The sequence below is a fragment of the Streptosporangium sp. NPDC003464 genome (genome assembly GCF_053588315.1).
Window position 1 is genome coordinate 1 of sequence record NZ_JBSFPS010000211.1, and the last position, 18645, is coordinate 18645.

25 protein-coding genes are annotated in these 18645 nt (G+C 69.3%); 16 read left to right on the forward strand and 9 right to left on the reverse strand.

What is annotated here, in order from left to right; genetic code table 11:
- On the forward strand, positions 1–204 hold a 204-nt coding region (locus ACWDS7_RS34810), incomplete at its 5' end, for a M15 family metallopeptidase (protein ID WP_451932708.1).
- Positions 205–311: 107 nt separating this feature from the next.
- Here ACWDS7_RS34810 and ACWDS7_RS34815 read toward each other — a convergent pair.
- Entirely contained in the window at positions 312–1448 is a 1137-nt protein-coding gene (locus ACWDS7_RS34815; protein ID WP_451932709.1) for a DUF4328 domain-containing protein, read from the reverse strand.
- A 217-nt stretch (positions 1449–1665) separates the two neighbouring features.
- Between ACWDS7_RS34815 and ACWDS7_RS34820 the strand changes: the two genes are divergently transcribed.
- Genes ACWDS7_RS34820 through ACWDS7_RS34830 form a run of 3 tightly spaced genes read left to right on the forward strand, consistent with a single transcriptional unit; the run spans position 1666 to position 4387 of the window.
- Positions 1666–2529 (forward strand): NUDIX hydrolase, encoded by an 864-nt coding sequence (locus tag ACWDS7_RS34820; protein ID WP_451932710.1) that lies wholly within the window; start codon positions 1666–1668, stop codon positions 2527–2529.
- A 44-nt stretch (positions 2530–2573) separates the two neighbouring features.
- Positions 2574–3605 carry a permease gene (locus ACWDS7_RS34825; protein ID WP_451932711.1) on the forward strand — a complete coding sequence of 344 codons (1032 nt, stop codon included), beginning with the start codon at positions 2574–2576 and terminating at the stop codon, positions 3603–3605.
- Between the two features lie 5 nt (positions 3606–3610).
- Positions 3611–4387 (forward strand): TIGR03943 family putative permease subunit, encoded by a 777-nt coding sequence (locus ACWDS7_RS34830; protein ID WP_451932712.1) that lies wholly within the window; start codon positions 3611–3613, stop codon positions 4385–4387.
- 145 nt (positions 4388–4532) lie between these two features.
- Here the strand turns inward: ACWDS7_RS34830 and ACWDS7_RS34835 are convergent, their stop codons facing one another.
- Both ACWDS7_RS34835 and ACWDS7_RS34840 read right to left on the reverse strand, forming a co-directional pair.
- Positions 4533–5342, reverse strand: a complete 810-nt coding sequence (locus ACWDS7_RS34835; RefSeq protein WP_451932713.1) for a PrsW family glutamic-type intramembrane protease — start codon at positions 5340–5342, stop codon at positions 4533–4535.
- Positions 5343–5394: 52 nt separating this feature from the next.
- Complete coding sequence (locus tag ACWDS7_RS34840) at positions 5395–5964, reverse strand: cadmium resistance transporter (protein WP_451932714.1); 570 nt, start codon at positions 5962–5964, stop codon at positions 5395–5397.
- Positions 5965–6120: 156 nt separating this feature from the next.
- On the opposite strand from ACWDS7_RS34840, the gene ACWDS7_RS34845 reads away from it, so the two are divergent.
- The 3 genes from ACWDS7_RS34845 to ACWDS7_RS34855 all read left to right on the forward strand — a co-directional run bounded on the left by ACWDS7_RS34845 (position 6121) and on the right by ACWDS7_RS34855 (position 7787).
- Positions 6121–6861 (forward strand): hypothetical protein, encoded by a 741-nt coding sequence (locus ACWDS7_RS34845; protein WP_451932715.1) that lies wholly within the window; start codon positions 6121–6123, stop codon positions 6859–6861.
- A gap of 112 nt (positions 6862–6973) precedes the next feature.
- The gene (locus tag ACWDS7_RS34850; RefSeq protein ID WP_451932716.1) at positions 6974–7396 is read left to right on the forward strand and encodes a hypothetical protein; all 423 of its coding nucleotides are present in this window, start codon (positions 6974–6976) and stop codon (positions 7394–7396) included.
- 4 nt (positions 7397–7400) lie between these two features.
- Positions 7401–7787 (forward strand): hypothetical protein, encoded by a 387-nt coding sequence (locus tag ACWDS7_RS34855; protein WP_451932717.1) that lies wholly within the window; start codon positions 7401–7403, stop codon positions 7785–7787.
- Positions 7788–7886: 99 nt separating this feature from the next.
- Here ACWDS7_RS34855 and ACWDS7_RS34860 read toward each other — a convergent pair whose 3' ends face one another.
- Complete coding sequence (locus ACWDS7_RS34860; protein ID WP_451932718.1) at positions 7887–8204, reverse strand: hypothetical protein; 318 nt, start codon at positions 8202–8204, stop codon at positions 7887–7889.
- A 247-nt stretch (positions 8205–8451) separates the two neighbouring features.
- A complete protein-coding gene (locus ACWDS7_RS34865; protein ID WP_451932719.1) occupies positions 8452–8607 on the reverse strand; it encodes a hypothetical protein in 156 nt (51 codons plus the stop codon).
- A 39-nt stretch (positions 8608–8646) separates the two neighbouring features.
- Here ACWDS7_RS34865 and ACWDS7_RS34870 point away from each other — a divergent pair, with 39 nt between their 5' ends.
- Positions 8647–9090, forward strand: a complete 444-nt coding sequence (locus ACWDS7_RS34870; protein WP_306861905.1) for a hypothetical protein — start codon at positions 8647–8649, stop codon at positions 9088–9090.
- A gap of 127 nt (positions 9091–9217) precedes the next feature.
- On the opposite strand, the gene ACWDS7_RS34875 is transcribed toward ACWDS7_RS34870, so the two are convergent.
- On the reverse strand, positions 9218–10150 hold the full coding sequence (locus tag ACWDS7_RS34875) for a CU044_5270 family protein (protein ID WP_451932720.1): 933 nt from the start codon (positions 10148–10150) through the stop codon (positions 9218–9220).
- Entirely contained in the window at positions 10143–10715 is a 573-nt protein-coding gene (locus ACWDS7_RS34880; protein WP_306861902.1) for an RNA polymerase sigma factor, read from the reverse strand. Before ACWDS7_RS34880 ends, ACWDS7_RS34875 begins: the two co-directional genes overlap by 8 nt.
- A 281-nt stretch (positions 10716–10996) precedes the next feature.
- Here ACWDS7_RS34880 and ACWDS7_RS34885 point away from each other — a divergent pair, with 281 nt between their 5' ends.
- From ACWDS7_RS34885 to ACWDS7_RS34900, 4 genes are all read left to right on the forward strand, one after another.
- Positions 10997–11437, forward strand: a complete 441-nt coding sequence (locus tag ACWDS7_RS34885) for a YcxB family protein (RefSeq protein WP_451932721.1) — start codon at positions 10997–10999, stop codon at positions 11435–11437.
- A gap of 482 nt (positions 11438–11919) precedes the next feature.
- The gene (locus ACWDS7_RS34890; protein WP_451932722.1) at positions 11920–12318 is read left to right on the forward strand and encodes a spore-associated protein A; all 399 of its coding nucleotides are present in this window, start codon (positions 11920–11922) and stop codon (positions 12316–12318) included.
- Positions 12319–12449: 131 nt separating this feature from the next.
- Positions 12450–13310, forward strand: a complete 861-nt coding sequence (locus ACWDS7_RS34895) for a 3-methyladenine DNA glycosylase (RefSeq protein ID WP_451932723.1) — start codon at positions 12450–12452, stop codon at positions 13308–13310.
- A gap of 392 nt (positions 13311–13702) precedes the next feature.
- Complete coding sequence (locus tag ACWDS7_RS34900) at positions 13703–14164, forward strand: hypothetical protein (protein ID WP_451932724.1); 462 nt, start codon at positions 13703–13705, stop codon at positions 14162–14164.
- Positions 14165–14477: 313 nt separating this feature from the next.
- On the opposite strand, the gene ACWDS7_RS34905 is transcribed toward ACWDS7_RS34900, so the two are convergent.
- Positions 14478–14957, reverse strand: a complete 480-nt coding sequence (locus tag ACWDS7_RS34905; RefSeq protein ID WP_451932725.1) for a hypothetical protein — start codon at positions 14955–14957, stop codon at positions 14478–14480.
- A gap of 392 nt (positions 14958–15349) precedes the next feature.
- On the opposite strand from ACWDS7_RS34905, the gene ACWDS7_RS34910 reads away from it, so the two are divergent.
- Positions 15350–15655 (forward strand): hypothetical protein, encoded by a 306-nt coding sequence (locus tag ACWDS7_RS34910; RefSeq protein ID WP_451932726.1) that lies wholly within the window; start codon positions 15350–15352, stop codon positions 15653–15655.
- 513 nt (positions 15656–16168) lie between these two features.
- Positions 16169–16639 carry a hypothetical protein gene (locus ACWDS7_RS34915; RefSeq protein WP_451932727.1) on the forward strand — a complete coding sequence of 157 codons (471 nt, stop codon included), beginning with the start codon at positions 16169–16171 and terminating at the stop codon, positions 16637–16639.
- A 430-nt stretch (positions 16640–17069) separates the two neighbouring features.
- Here ACWDS7_RS34915 and ACWDS7_RS34920 read toward each other — a convergent pair whose 3' ends face one another.
- Complete coding sequence (locus tag ACWDS7_RS34920) at positions 17070–17273, reverse strand: hypothetical protein (RefSeq protein ID WP_451932728.1); 204 nt, start codon at positions 17271–17273, stop codon at positions 17070–17072.
- Between the two features lie 403 nt (positions 17274–17676).
- On the opposite strand from ACWDS7_RS34920, the gene ACWDS7_RS34925 reads away from it, so the two are divergent.
- Together ACWDS7_RS34925 and ACWDS7_RS34930 are read left to right on the forward strand one after the other, a co-directional pair.
- Positions 17677–17856 carry a hypothetical protein gene (locus tag ACWDS7_RS34925; RefSeq protein ID WP_451932729.1) on the forward strand — a complete coding sequence of 60 codons (180 nt, stop codon included), beginning with the start codon at positions 17677–17679 and terminating at the stop codon, positions 17854–17856.
- Between the two features lie 389 nt (positions 17857–18245).
- The coding region (locus tag ACWDS7_RS34930) for an aldo/keto reductase (protein ID WP_451932730.1) at positions 18246–18645 on the forward strand (400 nt) is incomplete at its 3' end.

The following is an 18645-nucleotide window of genomic DNA, read 5'->3' on the forward strand; positions in this document are numbered from 1 at the left end:
CCCCGGGAGAACCCCTACCTGTCCTCCGACGGCTCGGTGGCGCACAAGAACGCCCGCAAGTTCGCCAGGCGCCCTATCGACGCGCCCGGCGTGATCAATCCCGGTGACCGGGTGGTCCGGGCCTTCGAGAGGGTCGACTGGGAGTGGGGCGGCTACTGGTCGGGCATCAAGGACTACCAGCACTTCAGCAAGGGCGGCGGCTGAGATTCGGGAGGCTCCTCCCGGCCCCGCTCCGCCGTGGGGTTCCCGGCTCGGCGGATCCCGCCGTCCCGGCCATGGGCCCGCCCCGACGCGCCCCGCGGACGGCCGCCTCACATCGGCGTGGCCCAGCCGTACGTCGGTGAGGTGCCGGCGCCGGGCTGGAACAGCTCCCAGCGGTTGCCGTACGGGTCCCGGAAGGCGGCGACCGTGCCGTGGGGCCCGCGCCGCGGGGCCTCCTCGAAGGTGACCCCCTCCGACAGCATCCGCTCGTAGTCGCCGGCGAAGTCGTCGGTGTGCAGGGACAGCCCCACCCCGCCGCCGGCCCGGTCCTCCTGTCCGGCGGTGCCGGCGCGCACGAGCAGCAGCGCCGTCTCCCGCGAGCCCCGCGGGCGGACGGCCACCCGGCGCCCGCCGTCGCCCCGGGCCGTGTCCTCCACGAGCTCGAAGCCGAGGACGCCGACGTAGAAGGCGATGGCCTCCTCGTAGTCACGCACGACAAGGGTGACGCGCCCGAGGTAGGTCGCACGGCCGCCGCCTCCGAGCCCCCTGACCCCTTCGGAGGGTGGTGCCGGCACGGGCCGGCGGCCGGCGCGGGCGGTCTCCTGGAGATCGGTGATCGTCAGGACGACCCGGATGGCGAGCAGGCCCGCGACGATCGGCAGCACGACGCCGGCCGCCAGGGCGGCGGTCTTCAGGCCGTCCGCCTCCGAGTACGCCAGGCCCACGGACACCCCGTCGGTGGCCGCCGACAGCAGCCAGGTCAGCCACCACGCCCAGATCAGGCCCGGGCGACGGATCCTGAAGAGGTCGCTGCCCGGGCGCAGGCCGCCGGGCTGGGAGGTGGCCCAGATGTCGTCGAGGAGCCCCTTGGGGACGAACAGGTTGACGACGGGGAGGATCCAGCCGAGCACCAGGTACGGCGCGGCGTAGACGTGGAGGACCCCGGGAGAGATCGCGTACGCGTTGGCGCGGGCGCGGAACAGCCAGCACATGAAGGCGATCCCCGCCGGGAGGTAGAGGAGCGCGCGCAGGATCTGCCACCCGTGGACCGCCTGCCACAGCCAGCCGCCGAACAGCGGCCAGTCCCCGCCGAAGAGGATCCGCGTCAGCGATCCGTGGAGGAGCTGCGCCACCGAAACGCCGGCGGACAGGACCGAGACCGACGCGACCAGGGTTACGGCGACCGTCGCGAGCGCGCGGATCGGGCGCAGCGGGCGGACGGGCACGGAGAACGCGCTCGGATTCATGGGGCCCTTCAACCGGGGGGAGCTGGGCCAGTATGCGGATCATGACATGGGGATATCAAGCCATATAAGTAGAGCTACCGGCATCCACTCCGCCATTGGCGGGCCCCGTTGATGCGCCCGGCGGAGATCTTCGGTCGGCCATGAAGTCCGACATATCAATTCTTATTGGTACGGCCCACACCTCGGAGGGCGATACCTCTTGGTGCATCATTGATCCATGGCGGCCAGAGACGGCGATGGATGGGCTCACTGCGATCGCGGGCATCGGCACTGGGGTGTGTACGGCGCCTCCGGCCTGCTCGCCGTCCACCACGACACCGCCGGGACACCGCGCGTCCTGATGCAGGAGCGTGCCGTCTGGAGCCACCACGGCGGCACCTGGGGCCTGCCCGGTGGTGCCCTCGACAGCCACGAGGACGCCATAACGGGCGCGCTGCGCGAGGCCGGGGAGGAGGCGGCCCTGACCGGCGACGGCCTCCGGGTCCAGGGGGTCTACCTCGACGACCACAGCGGCTGGTCCTTCTCGACCGTGATCGCCCAGGCCGCCGACCTGCTGGACGCGGCCCCGGCCAACGGTGAGAGCGTCGACCTGCTCTGGCTCACTCCCGAGGAGATCGCCGCCAAGGAGCTGCACCCCGGTTTCGCCGAGACCTGGCCCATGATCAGCCAGGCGCTCAGCCCCATGGTGATCGTCCTCGACGTCGCCAACATCGTGGGTGCCCGGTCCGAGCACGGATGGTGGAGGGACCGCGCCGGAGCCGCCGCCAAGCTGGTCGCCGAGGTGAGCGCCCTCTCCTCCGGCGGCCTGCGCGACCTCCCCGGTGACCTGCCGGCCCTGGAGCGGTGGTTCCCCCGCGTCGTCATGGTCGTCGAGGGCGCCGCCCGCGACGTCTCGCCGCTCCCCGGCGTCTCCGTCGTCGCCGCCCCCGGGGCCGGCGACGACACCGTCGTGCAGGCCGTACGGGACGCCCAGCCCTGGGAGCACGTCCTGGTCGTCACCGCCGACCGGGGCCTGCGCGAGCGGGTCACGGCCCTGGGGGCCGCGGTGACCGGACCCAGGTGGCTGCTGTCCCGTCTGTAGATGTTCCACGTGGAACATCGCAGAGATCTGCCACGATATGGCGCATGTCCGAGCTTCGAACCGAGCCACGGGGTCACTGGACCGATGACGACGGGTCGATCCCCCCGGACTCCTGGGGGCGCGGCACCGCGCCGAGCCGCTCGCTGCCGTGGGGCTTCGCGCTCGTCGTCGTCCTGCTGGTCGTGGGGCGCTTCACGCTCGCCCCTCATCTGACGGCGCCGGCGCTCCAGACGTGGGCCACGATCTTCGTGGCGATCTGCGTGCAGGCGCTGCCGTTCCTGGTCTTCGGCGTGGCCCTGTCCGCCGCGATCACCGCGTTCGTCCCGGCGTCGTTCTGGACCAGGGCACTGCCCAGGCGTCCGGCCGTCGCCGTGCCCGTCGCGGGAGTGGCTGGCGCGGTGCTGCCCGGCTGCGAGTGCGCCTCCGTCCCGGTGGCGTCGGGCCTGATGGCCCGGGGGGTGACCCCGGCGGCCGCGCTGGCCTTCCTGCTCGCCTCACCCGCGATCAACCCGATCGTGCTGGTCGCGACCGCGGTCGCCTTCCCCGGACAGCCGATGATGGTCGTGTGCAGGTTCGGGGCGTCGCTGGCCGTGGCGGTCCTGGTCGGCTGGCTCTGGCTGCGGTTCGGCCGGAGCGAGTGGCTGCCGATCCCCTCCCGCCCGCACGGGGACGGCCCCAGGTGGGCGCGGTTCGGCGAGGCGATGCGGCATGACCTGCTGCACGCCGGCGGGTTCCTCATCGTCGGCGGTCTGGCCGCCGCCACGCTCAACGTCACGGTCCCCCGCGAGTGGCTGACCGCGCTGGCCGAGGTGCCGTGGCTGGCCGTCCTGGTCATGGCGCTGCTGGCGGTGCTGCTGTCGATCTGCTCGGAGGCCGACGCGTTCGTGGCGGCCTCGATGACCGCGTTCTCGCCGACCGCGAAGCTGGCCTTCCTGGTGGTCGGGCCGATGGTGGACCTGAAGCTCATCGCGCTGCAGGTCGGCACGTTCGGCAGGGCGTTCGCGCTCAGATTCGTCCCGCTGACCTTCGCGCTCGCCGTCCTGGTGAGCGCCCTCTCCGGATGGCTGCTGCTGTGAACCGCGTGACCCAGAACCTGGTCCTCACCCTGCTCGGCTGCGCCGTGCTGCGGATCTCGGCCTTCTCCACCACGTATATGAACTACGTCAAGCCCGGTTTCCGGCCGTTCCTGATCGGCGCCGGGGTGGTGCTGCTGGTCCTCGGCCTCACCGGCCTGGTCCAGGCGTCACGGTCGAGGAAGGGCTTCCCCGAGGCCCACGCGCACGGCGGTGCTCAGGACCGCTCACCGGACGGTGCCCGCAGCCGTGCCCAGGGCCATCCGCCGGAGCACGGCCACACGCACGGCGGTCCCCGGGTCGCCTGGCTGATGTGCCTGCCGGTGTTCGCGATCTTCCTGGTCGCGCCGCCCGCCCTGGGCTCGTTCGCCGCCGCCCGGTCCGAGACACCGCCGCCGCGTGACCAGGCCCTCAGCGCCTTCACCCCGCTGCGCGGCGACGGCCCGGTGGACATGCCGATCGGCGAGTTCATCGGCCGGGCCTGGGACGACGACAGCAAGTCCCTCACCGGCCGCACGGTGAAGCTGACCGGCTTCGTCGTCCCTTCGAAGAAGAAGGGCCAGTGGTACGTCACCCGCATGCAGATCGCCTGCTGCGCCGCGGACGCGTTCCCGCTGAAGGTCGCGGTCAGGGGGATCCAGTCGCCGCCCCCGGACACCTGGGTCGAGGTGACCGGCACCTGGATCCCGCAGACGTTCGGCACGATGCCCAACGGGGTCGTCTACCCGCAGCTGTCCGGCACGGATCTCATGAGGATCGACACCCCGGACGAGCCCTACGAGTAGGCGGCGCCTCCCGACAGGCCCCGCGGGTGGGCCGTAGTTCCCGCAGGCAGGCCGTTTCCTGTGGGCAGGCCGTTTCCCGCGGGCAGGCCGTAACTCTCGCGGCGTCCGGACGCTCCCGACGGCCCGGGCACCGCCTCGACGGAGGTCAGGCGCGGGACGGCGCCGGAACCGGGGACGGCGCCACGGTCAGGTCGCGGGTGGCCCGGTGGAACAGCCAGTAGCTCACCCCGGCGACGAGGAGGAACAGCAGCCGGGCCGGGCCGGGGATGTCGAGCATGAGCAGGCCGTCGTTGAGCGAGTGCAGTACGGCTGCCGCCACGAAGGCGCCGGCGACGGAGAGCGTGATCACGATCCGTCCCCTGAGCTGCCAGGCCCCGAAGGCGACCGCGCAGATCAGGCCGGTCCAGGCGAGATGGCTGAAGGGGGTGGCGAGACCGCGCATGAACAGCACCATGCCGGCGTTGACCGCGCCGGTGGCGTCGACGCTCCTCCAGGCGTAGGACATCGACTCCATGATCGCGAAGCCGGTGGCGCAGGACAGGCCCAGCGCCACCCCCGCGGCCTTGTTCAGGTAGCGGCCGGTGATCGCGACCATGAGGAGGGGGACGGATTTGGCCGACTCCTCGATCCATCCGACCTGCAGGATCGAGGGGCCGTGCTTGTCGGGGATGAGCAGGGCGTTGAAGTATCCGCCGAGCAGGAGGGCGGCTCCCCCGCCGAACAGGAACATCCCCACCAGCGTGACGCCCGGGACACTGGTGCCGATCCCGGTCCGGTCGTGGATGGCGACCAGGAGGCCGACCGGTCCGGCCGCCGCCCCGTAGAAGAACGCCGCGGGCATGACCGCGCGGTTGCCGACGGCCTCGGTCATGGTGATGAGCGCGGCCGACAGTGCCGCTGTGGCGATCCACACTTTGAACCACCGGTGCCGGTAGAACCTAAAATGTTCACGCATGCGAAGTAAATCCCCATTTGGGGTGTCGTAAATTCGGACGAATCGCCCATCTTTACCTAAAGGCCGACTCCGCCACGATGACCGCGCCGATCACCATGAAGACCACCGGGACGAGCCATCTCCCCGACCGCTCGACCAACGTGATGATCTTCTTGTGCGAGCCGAGCCAGGAGGCCGCCGCGCACCAGACCGCGACCAGGACGGCGAACACCGCGACCGTGACGAGACTGGACGCCAGGCCGATCGTGCGGAACATCGGGGTGTAGACCGAGATGTTGTCGGCGCCGTTGGCGACCGTCACCCCGGCGATCGAGACCACGCCGGAGGCGACCGGCGCCGCCCCGTCGCCGTCGCCCTTCCTGATCAGGCCCCACACCCCCAGGCCGAACGGCACCAGCCCGAGCAGCCCGACCCACCTGTCCGGCACCACGCTCAGCCCGAGCGCCGCCACGGCCGAGACGGCCACCAGGATGGCGATGCCGACGTACTGGCCCGCGACGATCTGCCAGGGCCGGGGGACGCCACCCGCCCGGGAGGCCAGGAACAGCACCGTCAGGATGACGATGTCGTCCACATTGGTCCCGGCGAAGACGGCGACGGCCGTACCGATCGATTCACCCACGGGCGCATTATGGGGCCTGCCGGGATCCTCCGGGCCACCGCACCCGATCCTGACGGGTCGGCGATCACCATGGCCGTCGGTGGCCGTCGGGCATTACGATCACATTCGTCCGTCCCTGTCAGCCAGCCCGTCCCTGTCAGCCCCCGGAGGCCTCGCGTGGGCTATCCGCCGGAGTACGGCCAGCCGCCGCGAGGCGAGACGGGCCGAGGGCTGGCCGTGATCGTGATGATGATCGTCGGCGTGCTCATCGCGACGGTGGTCTCCATGATGGCGGTGCTGGATCCGGCTCCCGCGCCGAAGAGCCCTTCCGTGACCCGGGGGCCCGAGCATTCGGAGAGCGCGGTCCGCCAGGCCGCCCAGGTGGGACTCGACGCCTACTCCAGCGGGTCCTACGACGACTTCTGGGACCTGTGGAGCACGCAGGCGCAGGCGGCGATCACGCGCGAGGAGTACGTCCGGCTCTTTCAGTTGTGCCCGCAGCCCGTGTCGGACGTCCGGTTCACCCTCACCACCGTCACGGTCACCGGCGACAACGCCACGGTCCAGGCGACCCGGCTCAGCGAGACGACCGACTTCGACTTCCTCTTCGAGAGCGGCTCGTGGCGCTACGTGCCCGCGCCGGAGGAGTTGCAGGAATACCAGACCAAGGGGGCCGACCAGCTGGCCCAGGAGCGACGGGCCGCCGGGGTCTGCGGCGCCGCCGTCCCCACCACCGCCCCCGACCCGTCCAACCCCGGCGTCTCGACTCCTGCCCCGTCCGATCCCGGCGTCCCCACCTCAGTCCCGTCCTCAGCCCCGTCCGACCCCGCCGCCTCAGTCCCGTCCTCAGTCCCGTCCGACCCCGCCGCCTCCGTCCCCGGGCCCACGGCGTCCAGTCCCGTCACCCCACCGGGGTGATCCGTTTCATCCGGTACACGGATTGATCTATCCGTACACCGGCATATCGATTGATCACCAAAGTCACAGAAAGGCGCTGCCGGTTCCGGAATTCACGGCTACTGTCAAACACATGGCCCATCCCCTGCCGGCCTGGCGAGGCGGCACAGGTTCGGACAAACCGGAATCGACTGATCAGGATGCCGTCATGCAGGAGCCGGACCCCATTCCCCTGTGGCTGGCGCATCTCCGCCCCAGAGACGGGCAGGAGAAAATCAGTCCGTCCACTTCCGACACATCTATCACCATAGAGTTGGATAAAGCAGATTTTGAGGCGCTTTCCCGTAAAGCGCGGTCGACGGGCAGCAGGATCGCCGATGTGATCCATGCCGCCGTCCAGCGGGAGATCGGCAACCGGCCCCACGTCATCACGTTGATGCACCGCTGGGACCTGCACCGGGAAGACCTCGACACGGCGGCCGACGCCCTCGGGGTCGACCAGCTGTCCGAGACGGAGTGGAGCCAGATCGGCATCCGCCGGAGCCGGAGGACCTGACAGCATGCTCCCCGGCAGAGTGCTCGACGTCAGCGCGTTGATCGACATCGCGGTGGCCAAGACCGAATATTCACGGAGCATCGCCGCCATGTGCCTTTTCCGCGGCGGCGGTATATGCATCCCGGCGACCGGGCTGGCGGCGGTCCTGTCCATCTCTCCGATATCCACCCAGGTGGAGCTGTTCGAGCTCGTCACGACACCCGGTGTGAGGATCGACGACTTCACCCACGGAAAGGTCGGAGAGATCGCGGAGATTCTCGACGGCTCACGAGACGTCACCGCGGGGCACGTCATCTGGTGCGCCCAGAGCACCAAATGGCCGATCCTGACAGATCGGGGCGCGGAGCTCGTCCAGTACGACCAGCACATCATGATCGACCCGCTGCCCTAGCGACACGGGGAGACCGGGAGCTTCCGGCGGCGACACCGGGCCCGGCACTCCCCCCGGGACGGCGTCGACCGGCTCCCGTGTGCCCGCCGGCGACCAGGCTCAGCAACTACCGAAACCGTCGCCGTACCCCTCCACGTAGCCGCGGTCCCAAGTATCGCCGCGGAGGTTGTAGTCGTGCCGGTAGCTACTGCCGTCCACGCAGTCGTTGAAGCCGTCGCTGAATCCCCGCCCGTAACCCTGCCGGCAGGCCCTGTCACAGGGGCTGGGCTGGACCGCGCCCGGCACCGCCTGCGGGGCGCCGGCCGCCGCTCCCCTCGTTCCCTCCGCGGAGCCGGCGACGACGGCGCCCCCGGCCGGCCCGATCACGAGAGCGGCGAGGAGCATCGGGTTGAGCAGTAGGCGTCGCCCGCCATGCATGGCTGCCTCCTTTCCCATGGAGCCGCCACGGCGGGCATCCGACCACCGAGACGGCCCTGACCTGCACGTCCCATCCTGACCAGCGCCATGCGACCCTGCCACGACACGGGCGTGACGTGGACGTGACACGGGCGTGACGGCCTACGGCGAGCCGAGGGACGGGCCCCGGACCGCCGGCCACCCCGCCCCTCGACGGAGAACCGCCGGTCGCCCCGTCCCCGGGTGGAGAACCGTCGCCACCGAGTGATCACTTGGGCACGCCCGGCTCCGGTCCGCCCCCGTACGCCCAGCTCCGGTCCGCACCGGCACGCCCGGCTCCGGTCCGCGTGCTGCGCTTGGCTCCGGTCCGCGCGGTGCGGGATCCGGAGTAGCCGGTCACCACCGCCCGAGGCAAGATCCTCATATGAGAGATGACCTGGCGGGTCGTATGGGAGATGGCCCGGTGGATCGTACGGGAGACGACCTGGCGGGTCCTACGGGAGACGACCTGGTGGAGCTGCACATCCGCGACGGAGACCTCGCCGATCCCGGGTCCTGGGTCTACGTCTGGCTGCTGGAAGGCCGCGTGCTCTATGTGGGGACCACCGGCCTTCCCCCTGAGGTCAGGACCTGGCTGCACCTCCACGACCCCGACCCCGACATCGGCCGCGTGAGGGCCCGGTATCCGGGCATCGGAGCCGACCCGATCGACGTGGTCGCCTTCCGGCTGCCCGGATCCCTACCGCGCTCGGAGGTCAAGGTCGCGGTGATCGCTCACCTCGGCGCCGCGGGGCTTCTCTCTGCGCACTACGTGGGCGATCCGCCACAGCACGGGCCCGTCGGAGACGGGCTGTCTCCCCTCCTCCACCGGATCACCCGTCGGATCGGCGGGCCTGAGACCGGATGATCAGGTCACGGCCGCTCCTGATCGGCTGCCCCGGCTGACCGCCTGCCTTCCCTCCCTGGCAGCCGTCCGCTCCCCGGCAGCCGTCCCGGAGCGGAGGTGCCCCCGGGCGGTCGGCCGACGGCCCGGGCTACCGGGGCAGGTGGTCTGTCCACTCGGCGACGATCGACGCCGTCCCCTCCGTGATGAAAAGCTGCCCCCCGCTCTGGGGGACGTAGAAGTTCGTGTCACGCACCCATGAGGTCTCCGGATCGACGACCAGTCTGACCTGCCCTGACGACAGGGAGACCTGCAGGCCGTGCCCACCCTGGACCGCGCCGAGGCTCTGGACGTCCGGCAGCGACGCGATCGCCCGGAAGGCCGCGGCACGGACCTCCGGCGAGACCGGCGCCTGGCTGATCAGCGAGGTCAGCGCTTCGAAGACGGAGTCGTCCTGCTCCTCCGCGGAAAGCCGGCCGGCGCTCGTCCTGATGTCGCCGCGCTGCACGCCATCGGCGATCCCGGTCCGCAGCGCGGCCCGCAACGCGTCCGGATCGGCCGGCAGCCGCCGGAGCTCCTCGAAGCTCATCTCGAGCGGCCCCAGCCGGAACGGCTGCGCCCCCGTGAAATGCTGGATCTTCCCTCCCCCCTTCAGTTCCGGCCCCCTGAGCCAGGTCTGGCCGTCGCGCTGGAACCAGTACTCTTGCCGGCGCCGCTCGGAGACCCTGCCGTCGTCGTCCTTGTGCACCACCGTGACGTGCCAGTACTTGCCGGATCCCTCCGGGGTCCGCTCCGCGGTCGTGGCCGCCACGAGCAGCACCTGCCGGGCGGACAGCCGCTGCGCCGCGGCCGGCGGACCGCTGGGGGAAGCGGTGGGCGCCGTGACACCCGAGGCGATCATGACAACGGCCGCGGCGGCCACGGCGGCGGTCAGCGCCAGACCGCCTGCGAGCCGGCCGATCCCGCGCCTGCGGACCGGGGCACCGCGCATCGCGTTCCGCAGCTGGTGCCGCCGCCGGTCGATCACGTCACGTGACGGCTCCGGCTTGGCCAGCAGGGCGCCGACCTCGTGCAGGTCATCCATGGAGATCCTCCTGATCGATCACGTTGTGGAGCTTCTTGCGGGCCCGGCTGAGCCGCGAGCCGACCGTGCCGTAGGAGACGCCGAGCGCCTCGGCCACCTCCTGGTGGCTGAGCTGTCCCAGGGAGACAAGCGTGACGACGTCGCGTTCTCCCCGGTTCAGCGCGGCGAGAGCCTTGGCGAGCTGCGGCTTCATCCGCTCGGCGGCCACCGAGTTGAGGACGCGGTTCTCGTGGCTGTCGGCCACGGGCTCGTCCCCCGCGCGGGCCAGTGCCCGGTAATGACGTGCCTCCTTACGCCGGTGCCGAGCCATCAGGTTGGTGGCGATGCCGAACAGCCAGGGCCGCAGGCCGCCGCGTCCGGGGTCGAACCGTTCACGGTCGCGGAAGGCCACGCAGAACGTCTCCGCGGCGATGTCCTCTCCCACCTGCACGTCCAGGCGTCCGGCCGCGTACAGGTAGATGTCGCGGAAGTAGCGGTCGTAGACGGCGGTGAACAGCTCCGGGTCCCGCCGGAACCGGTCGACGAGCTCGGCCTCGCTCACCTGCTCACGCGTCTCGGCGGTCAAATACCCGTCTCCCTCATGCGAGTGCCTCCGGGTGAGATGGTCAACTGTCACCCACGCTTCGCCGTGAGCCCGGATCGCTTTCCCGCGTCGGCCGCGCGACACGACGCCGGGCTGGGGCACCGGAAGGCAGGCGTCCCGTCGGTCGCCATGCGGCTCTCGCGAGCCGTCCCGGCCATGGCGCGATCTTGCGAGGATGTACGGGTCCCTGAATGATGACCAGCACATCGGACGGAAGCAGCACGGTGGATTTCACAGTCGAATACGGACCTACTCCTGACGAAGTGGCACGAGCGCTTCAGCAAGGCTCCAAGCAACAGCTGAAAGTCGCCTATGTGGTGCTGCCGTCGGTCCTGTCCGTGTCGGGCCTCGTCTGCATCCTGGTCGACGCCGTCGGCATGGGAGTCGGCATGCTCGTCGGAGCGGTCACCTTCCCGTCCGTAATGGCCTGGTCACTCCGCCGGATCGCCAAGCGGCAGCTCACCCATCTCTGCGTGCCCACCGTTCTCCGGATGACCGACGACGGGTACGAATACCGGACCGACCAGACCACCACCACGATGCGGTGGTCCCTGTTCGGGCGGGTCGTGACCGGCCCCGAGTTCTGGCTGTTCTTCGTGAACAGGCAGTGCGTGGCCTTCCTTCCCAGACGTGCCTTCAACAGCGAGCAGCAGGCCGAATTCGACCGCTTCCTGGCCTCCCGGCAGAACCCGGGGCTCACCTGAGCACCGCCCCGTCGCCTCCTCGGGCCTGACCGCTCGTTCCTCTCCAGGGGCCGGGTCCCACCTCGATGATCGACGCGGCGAGAGGCATGGCCGAGACCCGATGGACAGGCCACAAGAGGAGGGCGCCTCCCTGCGCCGACCCCTGTGCCAAGCAAGCCGATCCCTGTGCCAAGCAACAGGAATCAGCGGGCTCACCTGCGCGAACAGCCGCTACTCACTGACGGCACACTGATCGGTGCCGGATTTTACACAGCCTTGACGCCTACCTAACGGATATGTATAACGTACATGCAGATGATCGCGTGCGCCGCCCTGAGGCCGTGGGACTCGACGGCCGCCGCGACGGGTCCAGCCCCGCCCGGCTGTCCTGTTGACATGGCGACACCGGAAGGGCGTGCCTGCATCGATGCCTACCAGCCACGCAGGTGTGCGGCTGGAGAAGGTTCCGCTCCACCGAGCGGCTACCAGTCAGGAGAATCTCTGTGCGTAAATTCAAGCGGGGAGCCACGCTCGCGCTCGCCACTGCGGCCGCGCTTGTCGGATCCCTCACCACCGGCAGCCCGGCGATGGCGGCGTCGTCGCCGATCGCGGCATGCGGCGGCGGCTCCTATCACGTGATCGACCAGCACGACCTGGGCAGAGCCACTGTCTACCTGCTGTACAACGGCAGCACCAACTGCGTGGTCACCTGGAAGGACAGCCCGAACAACGTCCGCGTCAATGCCGTGATCAGGCGCGAGCGCGGGAAATACGTCACCGACCCCGGTAACTTCTCGACCTACGCCGGCCCGGTGAAGATCTCCGCCGCGGGGAAGTGCGTCCAGTGGGGCGGCGATTACGGCAGCAAGCAGTACACCTCGCCCCTTGAGCACTGCGGCTGATCAGGATCCTGACCCACGCGGAGCCGCCCGGTTCCGGTCTCCCGCGGGTGGCCTGGCCCGGGCGGCCCCCTCCCGGCGCGGACGTCCGGGCGGCCCACCGGACAGCACCGGACCGCGCGTACCATTCAGCGATGGAAGTTTTGGAGCCGGAGGTGTGGCGGGCTCGGACGGAGGCGCACCGGAAACGGGTCGAGGCATGGACGGCGCCGCACTTGGCGCGCAGGGCCCGAGGCGAGGCCCATCCCATCGAGGACTTCCTGTTCACCTACTACGGGCACCGGCCGACGCGGCTGCAACAGTGGCATCCGGGCACCGGGGTGGTGTTGAAGGAGGCGCGCGATTTCGGCCGCTTCTACCTCGACACCCCCGAGGGAGCCACGCTCGACACCGCGGCGCTGATGGACAGGCGCAGGGCCACCGTCGAGTGGATCGCGCGGCTGCTGGCCGCCACCGCGGCCCGGCCGGCCTATCTGGGCTGCTTCGGCCTGCACGAGTGGGCGATGGTCTACAAGACCACGGAGATACGGCACGGCGCCTGGCCGCTGCGGCTCGGCGGGGACGAGATCGCAGAGGTCGTGGAGCAGCGAGGCGTGCGGTGCGGTCATTTCGACGCCTTCCGCTTCTTCACCCCCGAGGCACGCCCGCTCAACGCACTGCAGCCGACGCGGCAGCAGCAGTGGGAGCTGGAGCAGCCGGGTTGCCTGCACGCCAACATGGACCTGTACAAGTGGGCGTACAAGCTGTCGCCCCTGGTGAGCAGCGAGCTGGTCGCCGACTGCTTCATGCTGGCCCGTGACATCCGCACCGTGGACATGCGGGCCAGCCCGTACGACCTGAGCTCGCTCGGCTATCGGGCCATCCGGATCGAGACGCCCGAGGGACGGGCTGAGTACGCCGCCGAGCAGCGGGGCTTCGCCGAGCGGGCACGGCCACAGCGTCAACGCCTGCTCGACGCCTGCGAACAGCTGCTCGCCGCCCCTGACCGACGGTGACCAGCCCGGGCCCGAGCCCCTGTGGCCTCCGCCCGGCACGGCGCCTGATCCGGCACGGCGTCTGATCCAAGGGAAATCCATGGTCAGACGCCGTTTCTGAGGCCCGGCGGAGAGCGTGGGATCCGAACCCACGAGGCCGGTCACCCGGCCCGGCGATTTTCAGGAGCGCTGCGCTGTCAGCGGGACAGGGCCTCGTACCAGGACGGGAGCATCCTTCCAGCCCTTGGCAGCAGAAGGCCATCCCGCACTATCCCGACTGCTCTCGCCTTTTGCTCACTGGAATCCGGGTTGCTTGCTGGAATCCGGGTGAGATTCACGGCTTTCTGTCACTGAAAGACTTTTTCTCCCCAGCGATTGACCGACCCTCTCCACTGTCCGAGATCATGTCGAGCATGTTGTTCAGCCGCTTTCTTGCCATCGGGCTTCTCAGCGGGGTCGCGCTGCTTCCTCTCCTCTGGCTCCAACGGGGCGACGGATTCGAGCACCTGCGTCTGGCCGCGCTCATGGGTCTGGATATCGGCCAACTCTTCACCGTCCCGATCGCCCTGGTGGTCGGAGCCTGGAAGGCCAGCTTCTGGAACAAGCGACCCCGTCCACCGGCTCCGGGCTTCGTCCTGGGAGGGATCACCTTCGCGTTCGGGGCTCTGGTCATGACACAGGCGATAGCCACGACACGATGGCTCCGTGGCGGACCTTCCGGTGTCGGCGATCCGGACGGCGAATCCGTCATAGCAATGCTCGCCGTGCTTTCGGGAGGAGTCGCCCTACTCGTCGGCACAGTGATCCTGGTCAAACGGAGCATCACCGTCAAACGTTCTCGGAAGATGGGCGTCCTGACACCCACGGGCCAGTGATCAACTCGGTGAGATGTCGGAGGCCTTTCAGGACTCCACTGTGACGGGCTGAGGTTTTGGGACCCGGACCCGGCCCCTGGACCTGCGGACCACGGACCCTGGACCTGCGGACCGGAGGAAGTCGATCCGGCCAAGATCTGAGGCTCTGGCCTGCGGGTGCGATGTCCGTGAGCATTCGCTCGGTTCCGGCGCCGTTCGCCCTCTTGGCTGCACTCGTGGCCGCACGGCCACACACGTACGGTGGAATGCTGTACCTCTGCTTCTGCTGTACCTCTGCACCTCTGCGCTGCTCTCCATACCCAGCTTCCCGGCATCAGCCGACTCCCACGCCCCAGCCTCCGTTGAGCTTGGCCAGCAACAGTTTCACTCCGGGACGATGTCCACCTCCTCCGGACGGATCGTCAGCGGCACGGTGGAGCACGTCCGTGGCGTCGCGGACGCGCCTCGCGATCCCTTCGATGAGGCCGGCGGGCCCATTCAGCGGATCCGCATAGGTCTCGAAGCCCGGTTCGGGATGGAAACATCCCCACCAGTCCAGCAGCGCGTTCAGTGCCTCCTGCCGGGGTGGTCCTGTCCGTTCACCAATCGCCCTCAGGAACACGCCCGTCGCGGGAACGGCGGCCGGGTAGAGAGTTCCGGCGTGATCGTTCGTGACCGCGTACCGGAGATCCACGAGCGCGCGGGCGGCCTCCTGAGCGGCTACGGACCGGGCCAGTGCCTCCGTCGCCGCTTGGGCGTTCTCAGGGAGATACCAACGCGGGCCAGGTATCCGTGCCCAGTCCACATCCTCCACTGCTGTCCTCCCGCCACTCCCCGAGCGGATTCCCCAGGCCCGGCCGGGGAAACACGACCCAACATCATTCCGCGTATATGCCGCGAACGCCGGCAGAGGATCCTCACAGCGGCGTACGGCTGCGCGGCCCGGAAGCGGTCAACGGCGCCTGGTCCGAGGGAAATCCATGGTCAGACGCCGTTTCTGAGGCCCGGCGGAGAGCGGGGGATCCGAACCCACGAGGACTGTCACCAGCCCTGGCGGTTTCAAGAGAACTGCGTTCCGGACGGCAGCAGGGCCTCCTGCCCGGGCGGAAGCACCTCCTCCGTACTCCCGTAATAAAGATCATCCTGCGTATGTCCCATGCCGGCCAGCCGTCTGCATAATGACGGGGAGATCGAGAAGGTGATGCCATGGAGGACTACCAGCGTGTGCTCATCGGCCGAATGGTCGAGCGCATCGACCTGTACGACTCCGATGAGATCCCCCTGCCCAAGCTGGCCGAAGACCTTCGCGGCCTGTTCGAGGCAGCCGACCCCCGCGGACTGAGCATCAGGGACTCGTTCGAGGACATCTGGGCCGAACTCGATGCCGAGAGCGAGCTCAGGACTGAACCATGGGCGCCTCCCGGACTCGCCGACGACGCTCACTTGCGCGAGATCCTCCGTCGACTGCGCATCTGGATCGAGTGGCACGGCCTCGCCCCTTCTGATCCGTAGGCCCCAAGCGATGTTCGAAGGCGTTCGGGCGCGTTCGCCACGCAGGCCGCACACGAGCCGCCTGTACGTATCAGTCCAGCTCGGTGCAAGGTCGTCCGGCCCGTTGGCTCCCAGGTCGGCTCCCGGAACGGCTCTGGAAACCGGCTCGACGCTGCCACTCTCCTCGCCCATACTCGTGGTGGTGATCCGCCGGGAAGCCCGCCCCCGTACCTGCAAGGTGAGCCTTTCGGCAACGCGTCGAGGCACCGGCGCGGCGACGGTGTCTTGGAACTCGGCGGACCACTCAGAGAAGCGAGCAAGACAGCAACCAGGCTCCCGGTGGGCCGGGGCTGAGGCACGAAACCCCGGCCCACCGATCGCCCCCGACCCCGTACGAAGATCAGCCACCGCCAGGCGATCGTGAGGGCAGTACCGGTTGCGGCGATGTGACGTCATCGGTTCCCGGCGGCTCCGAGCCGGATGGGCAGGGCTGCGGGGCTTCTCTTGAGAACGTGCCAGCTCGATAATCACTGCGTGACCAAGATCCCGATGTGGTCCAGGATGGCGTCCGTCCTGATGGTGCTGGCGCTGGCGCTTAAGGTCCTCACGGTGACCTTCTGGGCGGGTGGCACCGTACGTGAGGTGCTTGACGGGGTGTTCATCGTCGTCGGTGCTCTTGCCGCAGCGCTCTACCTAGGAGCCGGTGTGCGGGGGTTGGCCAAAGCGCGCAGGCATGAGTATCCCAAGTCCTTTCCGGGGAAAGCAGCCGATGGGCTGCGTAAGCGCATGGTGGTGTCTTCGGCGCTCCGGCTGTCCATTGCCCTGACAGGGCTGTATGCGATCTCCGGGACTTTCGTGTCGGCGGTTCGGTCGGGCCGGTACGGAGCCAGGCCGCTCGGCTGGGGGATGGAGGTCATCGGGCATCTCCCCATGGCCCTGTGGTTCGCCGTAGTGGGGATTTGCGCAGTGACCGTGGTGTGGGCCGCAATGACGTCAGGCAAGTAGCGAGCCGGCGGCTCGAAGAAACCTGTAGGTGGCGGTGCGGTCCTCGTACGGCGGCGCGCCGCGCCGCCGCCTTGAAGGTCGGCGGTCGTCGGAAGTCCAAGACCCTGCGAACGAGGGCTCTCGCTGAGAATTTCCTGTCGGATCTCCGGCAGGCGGCCAAGCGAGGTGAGGGCTTCGACGTGGAAACCGGATTGCCCATGTCCATGGCCATGGTGAAGTCAGGGTGCATGTCCGATCCGAGCCAGGCGATTTGCTCGGTGGCAGACCAGGCCGGATGCCCCAGAGCGTCACCCAGGAGTCTCCAGGCGCCCCCAGAGCATCGCTTCATCCTCACTGAGCCGCGACATGGTTCATTCTGACGCGCGACGCGCGTACCCCGCATGGCTGATCATCCCGGAGCCGGAGTACCCCCGCCGGAGGCCTGGGTTTATCAGGAGTGGAAGCTCTCCCAGTACTCCTCATGACTCTCGGTGAAGTCGTCGGGACGCATCTGGCGCAGCTCGCGATACCGGTCTACGTAGAAGTCGAGGGCTTCATGAAGGGTGCATCCGAAGGTGTCCTTGATGAGCTTGATGCCTCTGATCCTTTGGCCCTGGATGACGAGGTCGTCTAATCCGGCCAGTTCATCACTCATGCAGTGATCCTGGAGCCGGAACCGCTGCTCCGGCAAACCGTTTCTCGGTCGGGCAGTCGGGCGCTGACGCAGAGTGCTGGTGTGCTCAGCGTGAGTTGTGGGCGGCGGCGCGGCAATCTTGGCCGGACCGTCAGATCAGTACGGCGCGGCGGGTGTGCGGCGGCCGGCCCGGTGTCCCGCCGTCCGGGACTGGCCCCAGGCCACACGCCCGGACGGCGGGCGGGCGGAGGGCCGGGGTACGGCGGCGCGCCGCGCCGCCGCTTGACGCGCTGACACTCCGGCTCGACGGCGGGGCCGCTGCGGCCACCACGATCGCGCGTAAGCGGTCGGTCTTCTACAACGCACTTCAGTACGCCGTAGACCTGGAGGAATTGACCTCCAACCCCATCGACAAGGTGAAAGCATGGACGCCTCCGAAGGAACAGGTCGCCTCGGCTCTGACGGCACGGCCGTACGATCTGCGGCACGCGGCCGTGTCGCTCTGGCTCAACGCCGGTGTGGCGGCCCCAAGGCGGCCGAGCGAGCGGGACATGAGGTGGACGTGCTGCTCAAGGTCTACGCCAAGTGCATCGACGGGCGCTGAGGTCGCCAACCGGCGGATAGACGACGCGCTCGCGGCATGATCACACCTACGCTCAAGGGCCCCATCACCACAGGGCCCTTCGTTGGCAGCGAAAGGGGCGAGGGTTCGAATCCCCTTGTCTCCACCAGAGGACCGTTCGCCAGACGGCGTGAAGGGAGTTGACGGGATCCCGCCGATCGGCTTGACCGGGCGGGATCTCGTCGGTTCCGGGCTGCCGGAGTCGCCGGTCAGGTTGTCGCCGGGCTGGTGAGGTGGCCCGTCAGGCTGGTTCGGGCTCGTGCGGTGGCTGTCGTGAAGGGCCGGAGATGACGTCCACGCCCGGTTGACTTAGAGCGCGCTCCAACACCTAGCGTCGTTGGCAGACGGCTTCGAACCTGGGAGGCAGCACCATGACCGACATCTCCACCCGGCACCTAGGCGGACTGGCGGTCTCCGCGCAGGGTCTGGGGTGCATGGGCATGAGCCACGGCTACGGCACCGCAGACGACGCGCAGTCGATCGCGACGCTGCGCCACGCCCTCGATCTCGGGGTGACCTTCCTGGACACCGCCGACTTCTACGGCGCCGGGCACAACGAGCAGTTGATCGGGCGGGCCGTCGCCGGACGCCGCGACGAGGTGGTGCTGGCCACGAAGTTCGGCTTCGCCAACCGCTTGGGCGAGCCCACCCGGATCCGCGGCGACGCCGCCTACGTGCGGCAGGCGTGCGAGGCGTCACTGCGCCGGCTCGGGGTTGACCACATCGACCTGTACTACCAGCACCGGGTCGATCCGCAGGTGCCGATCGAGG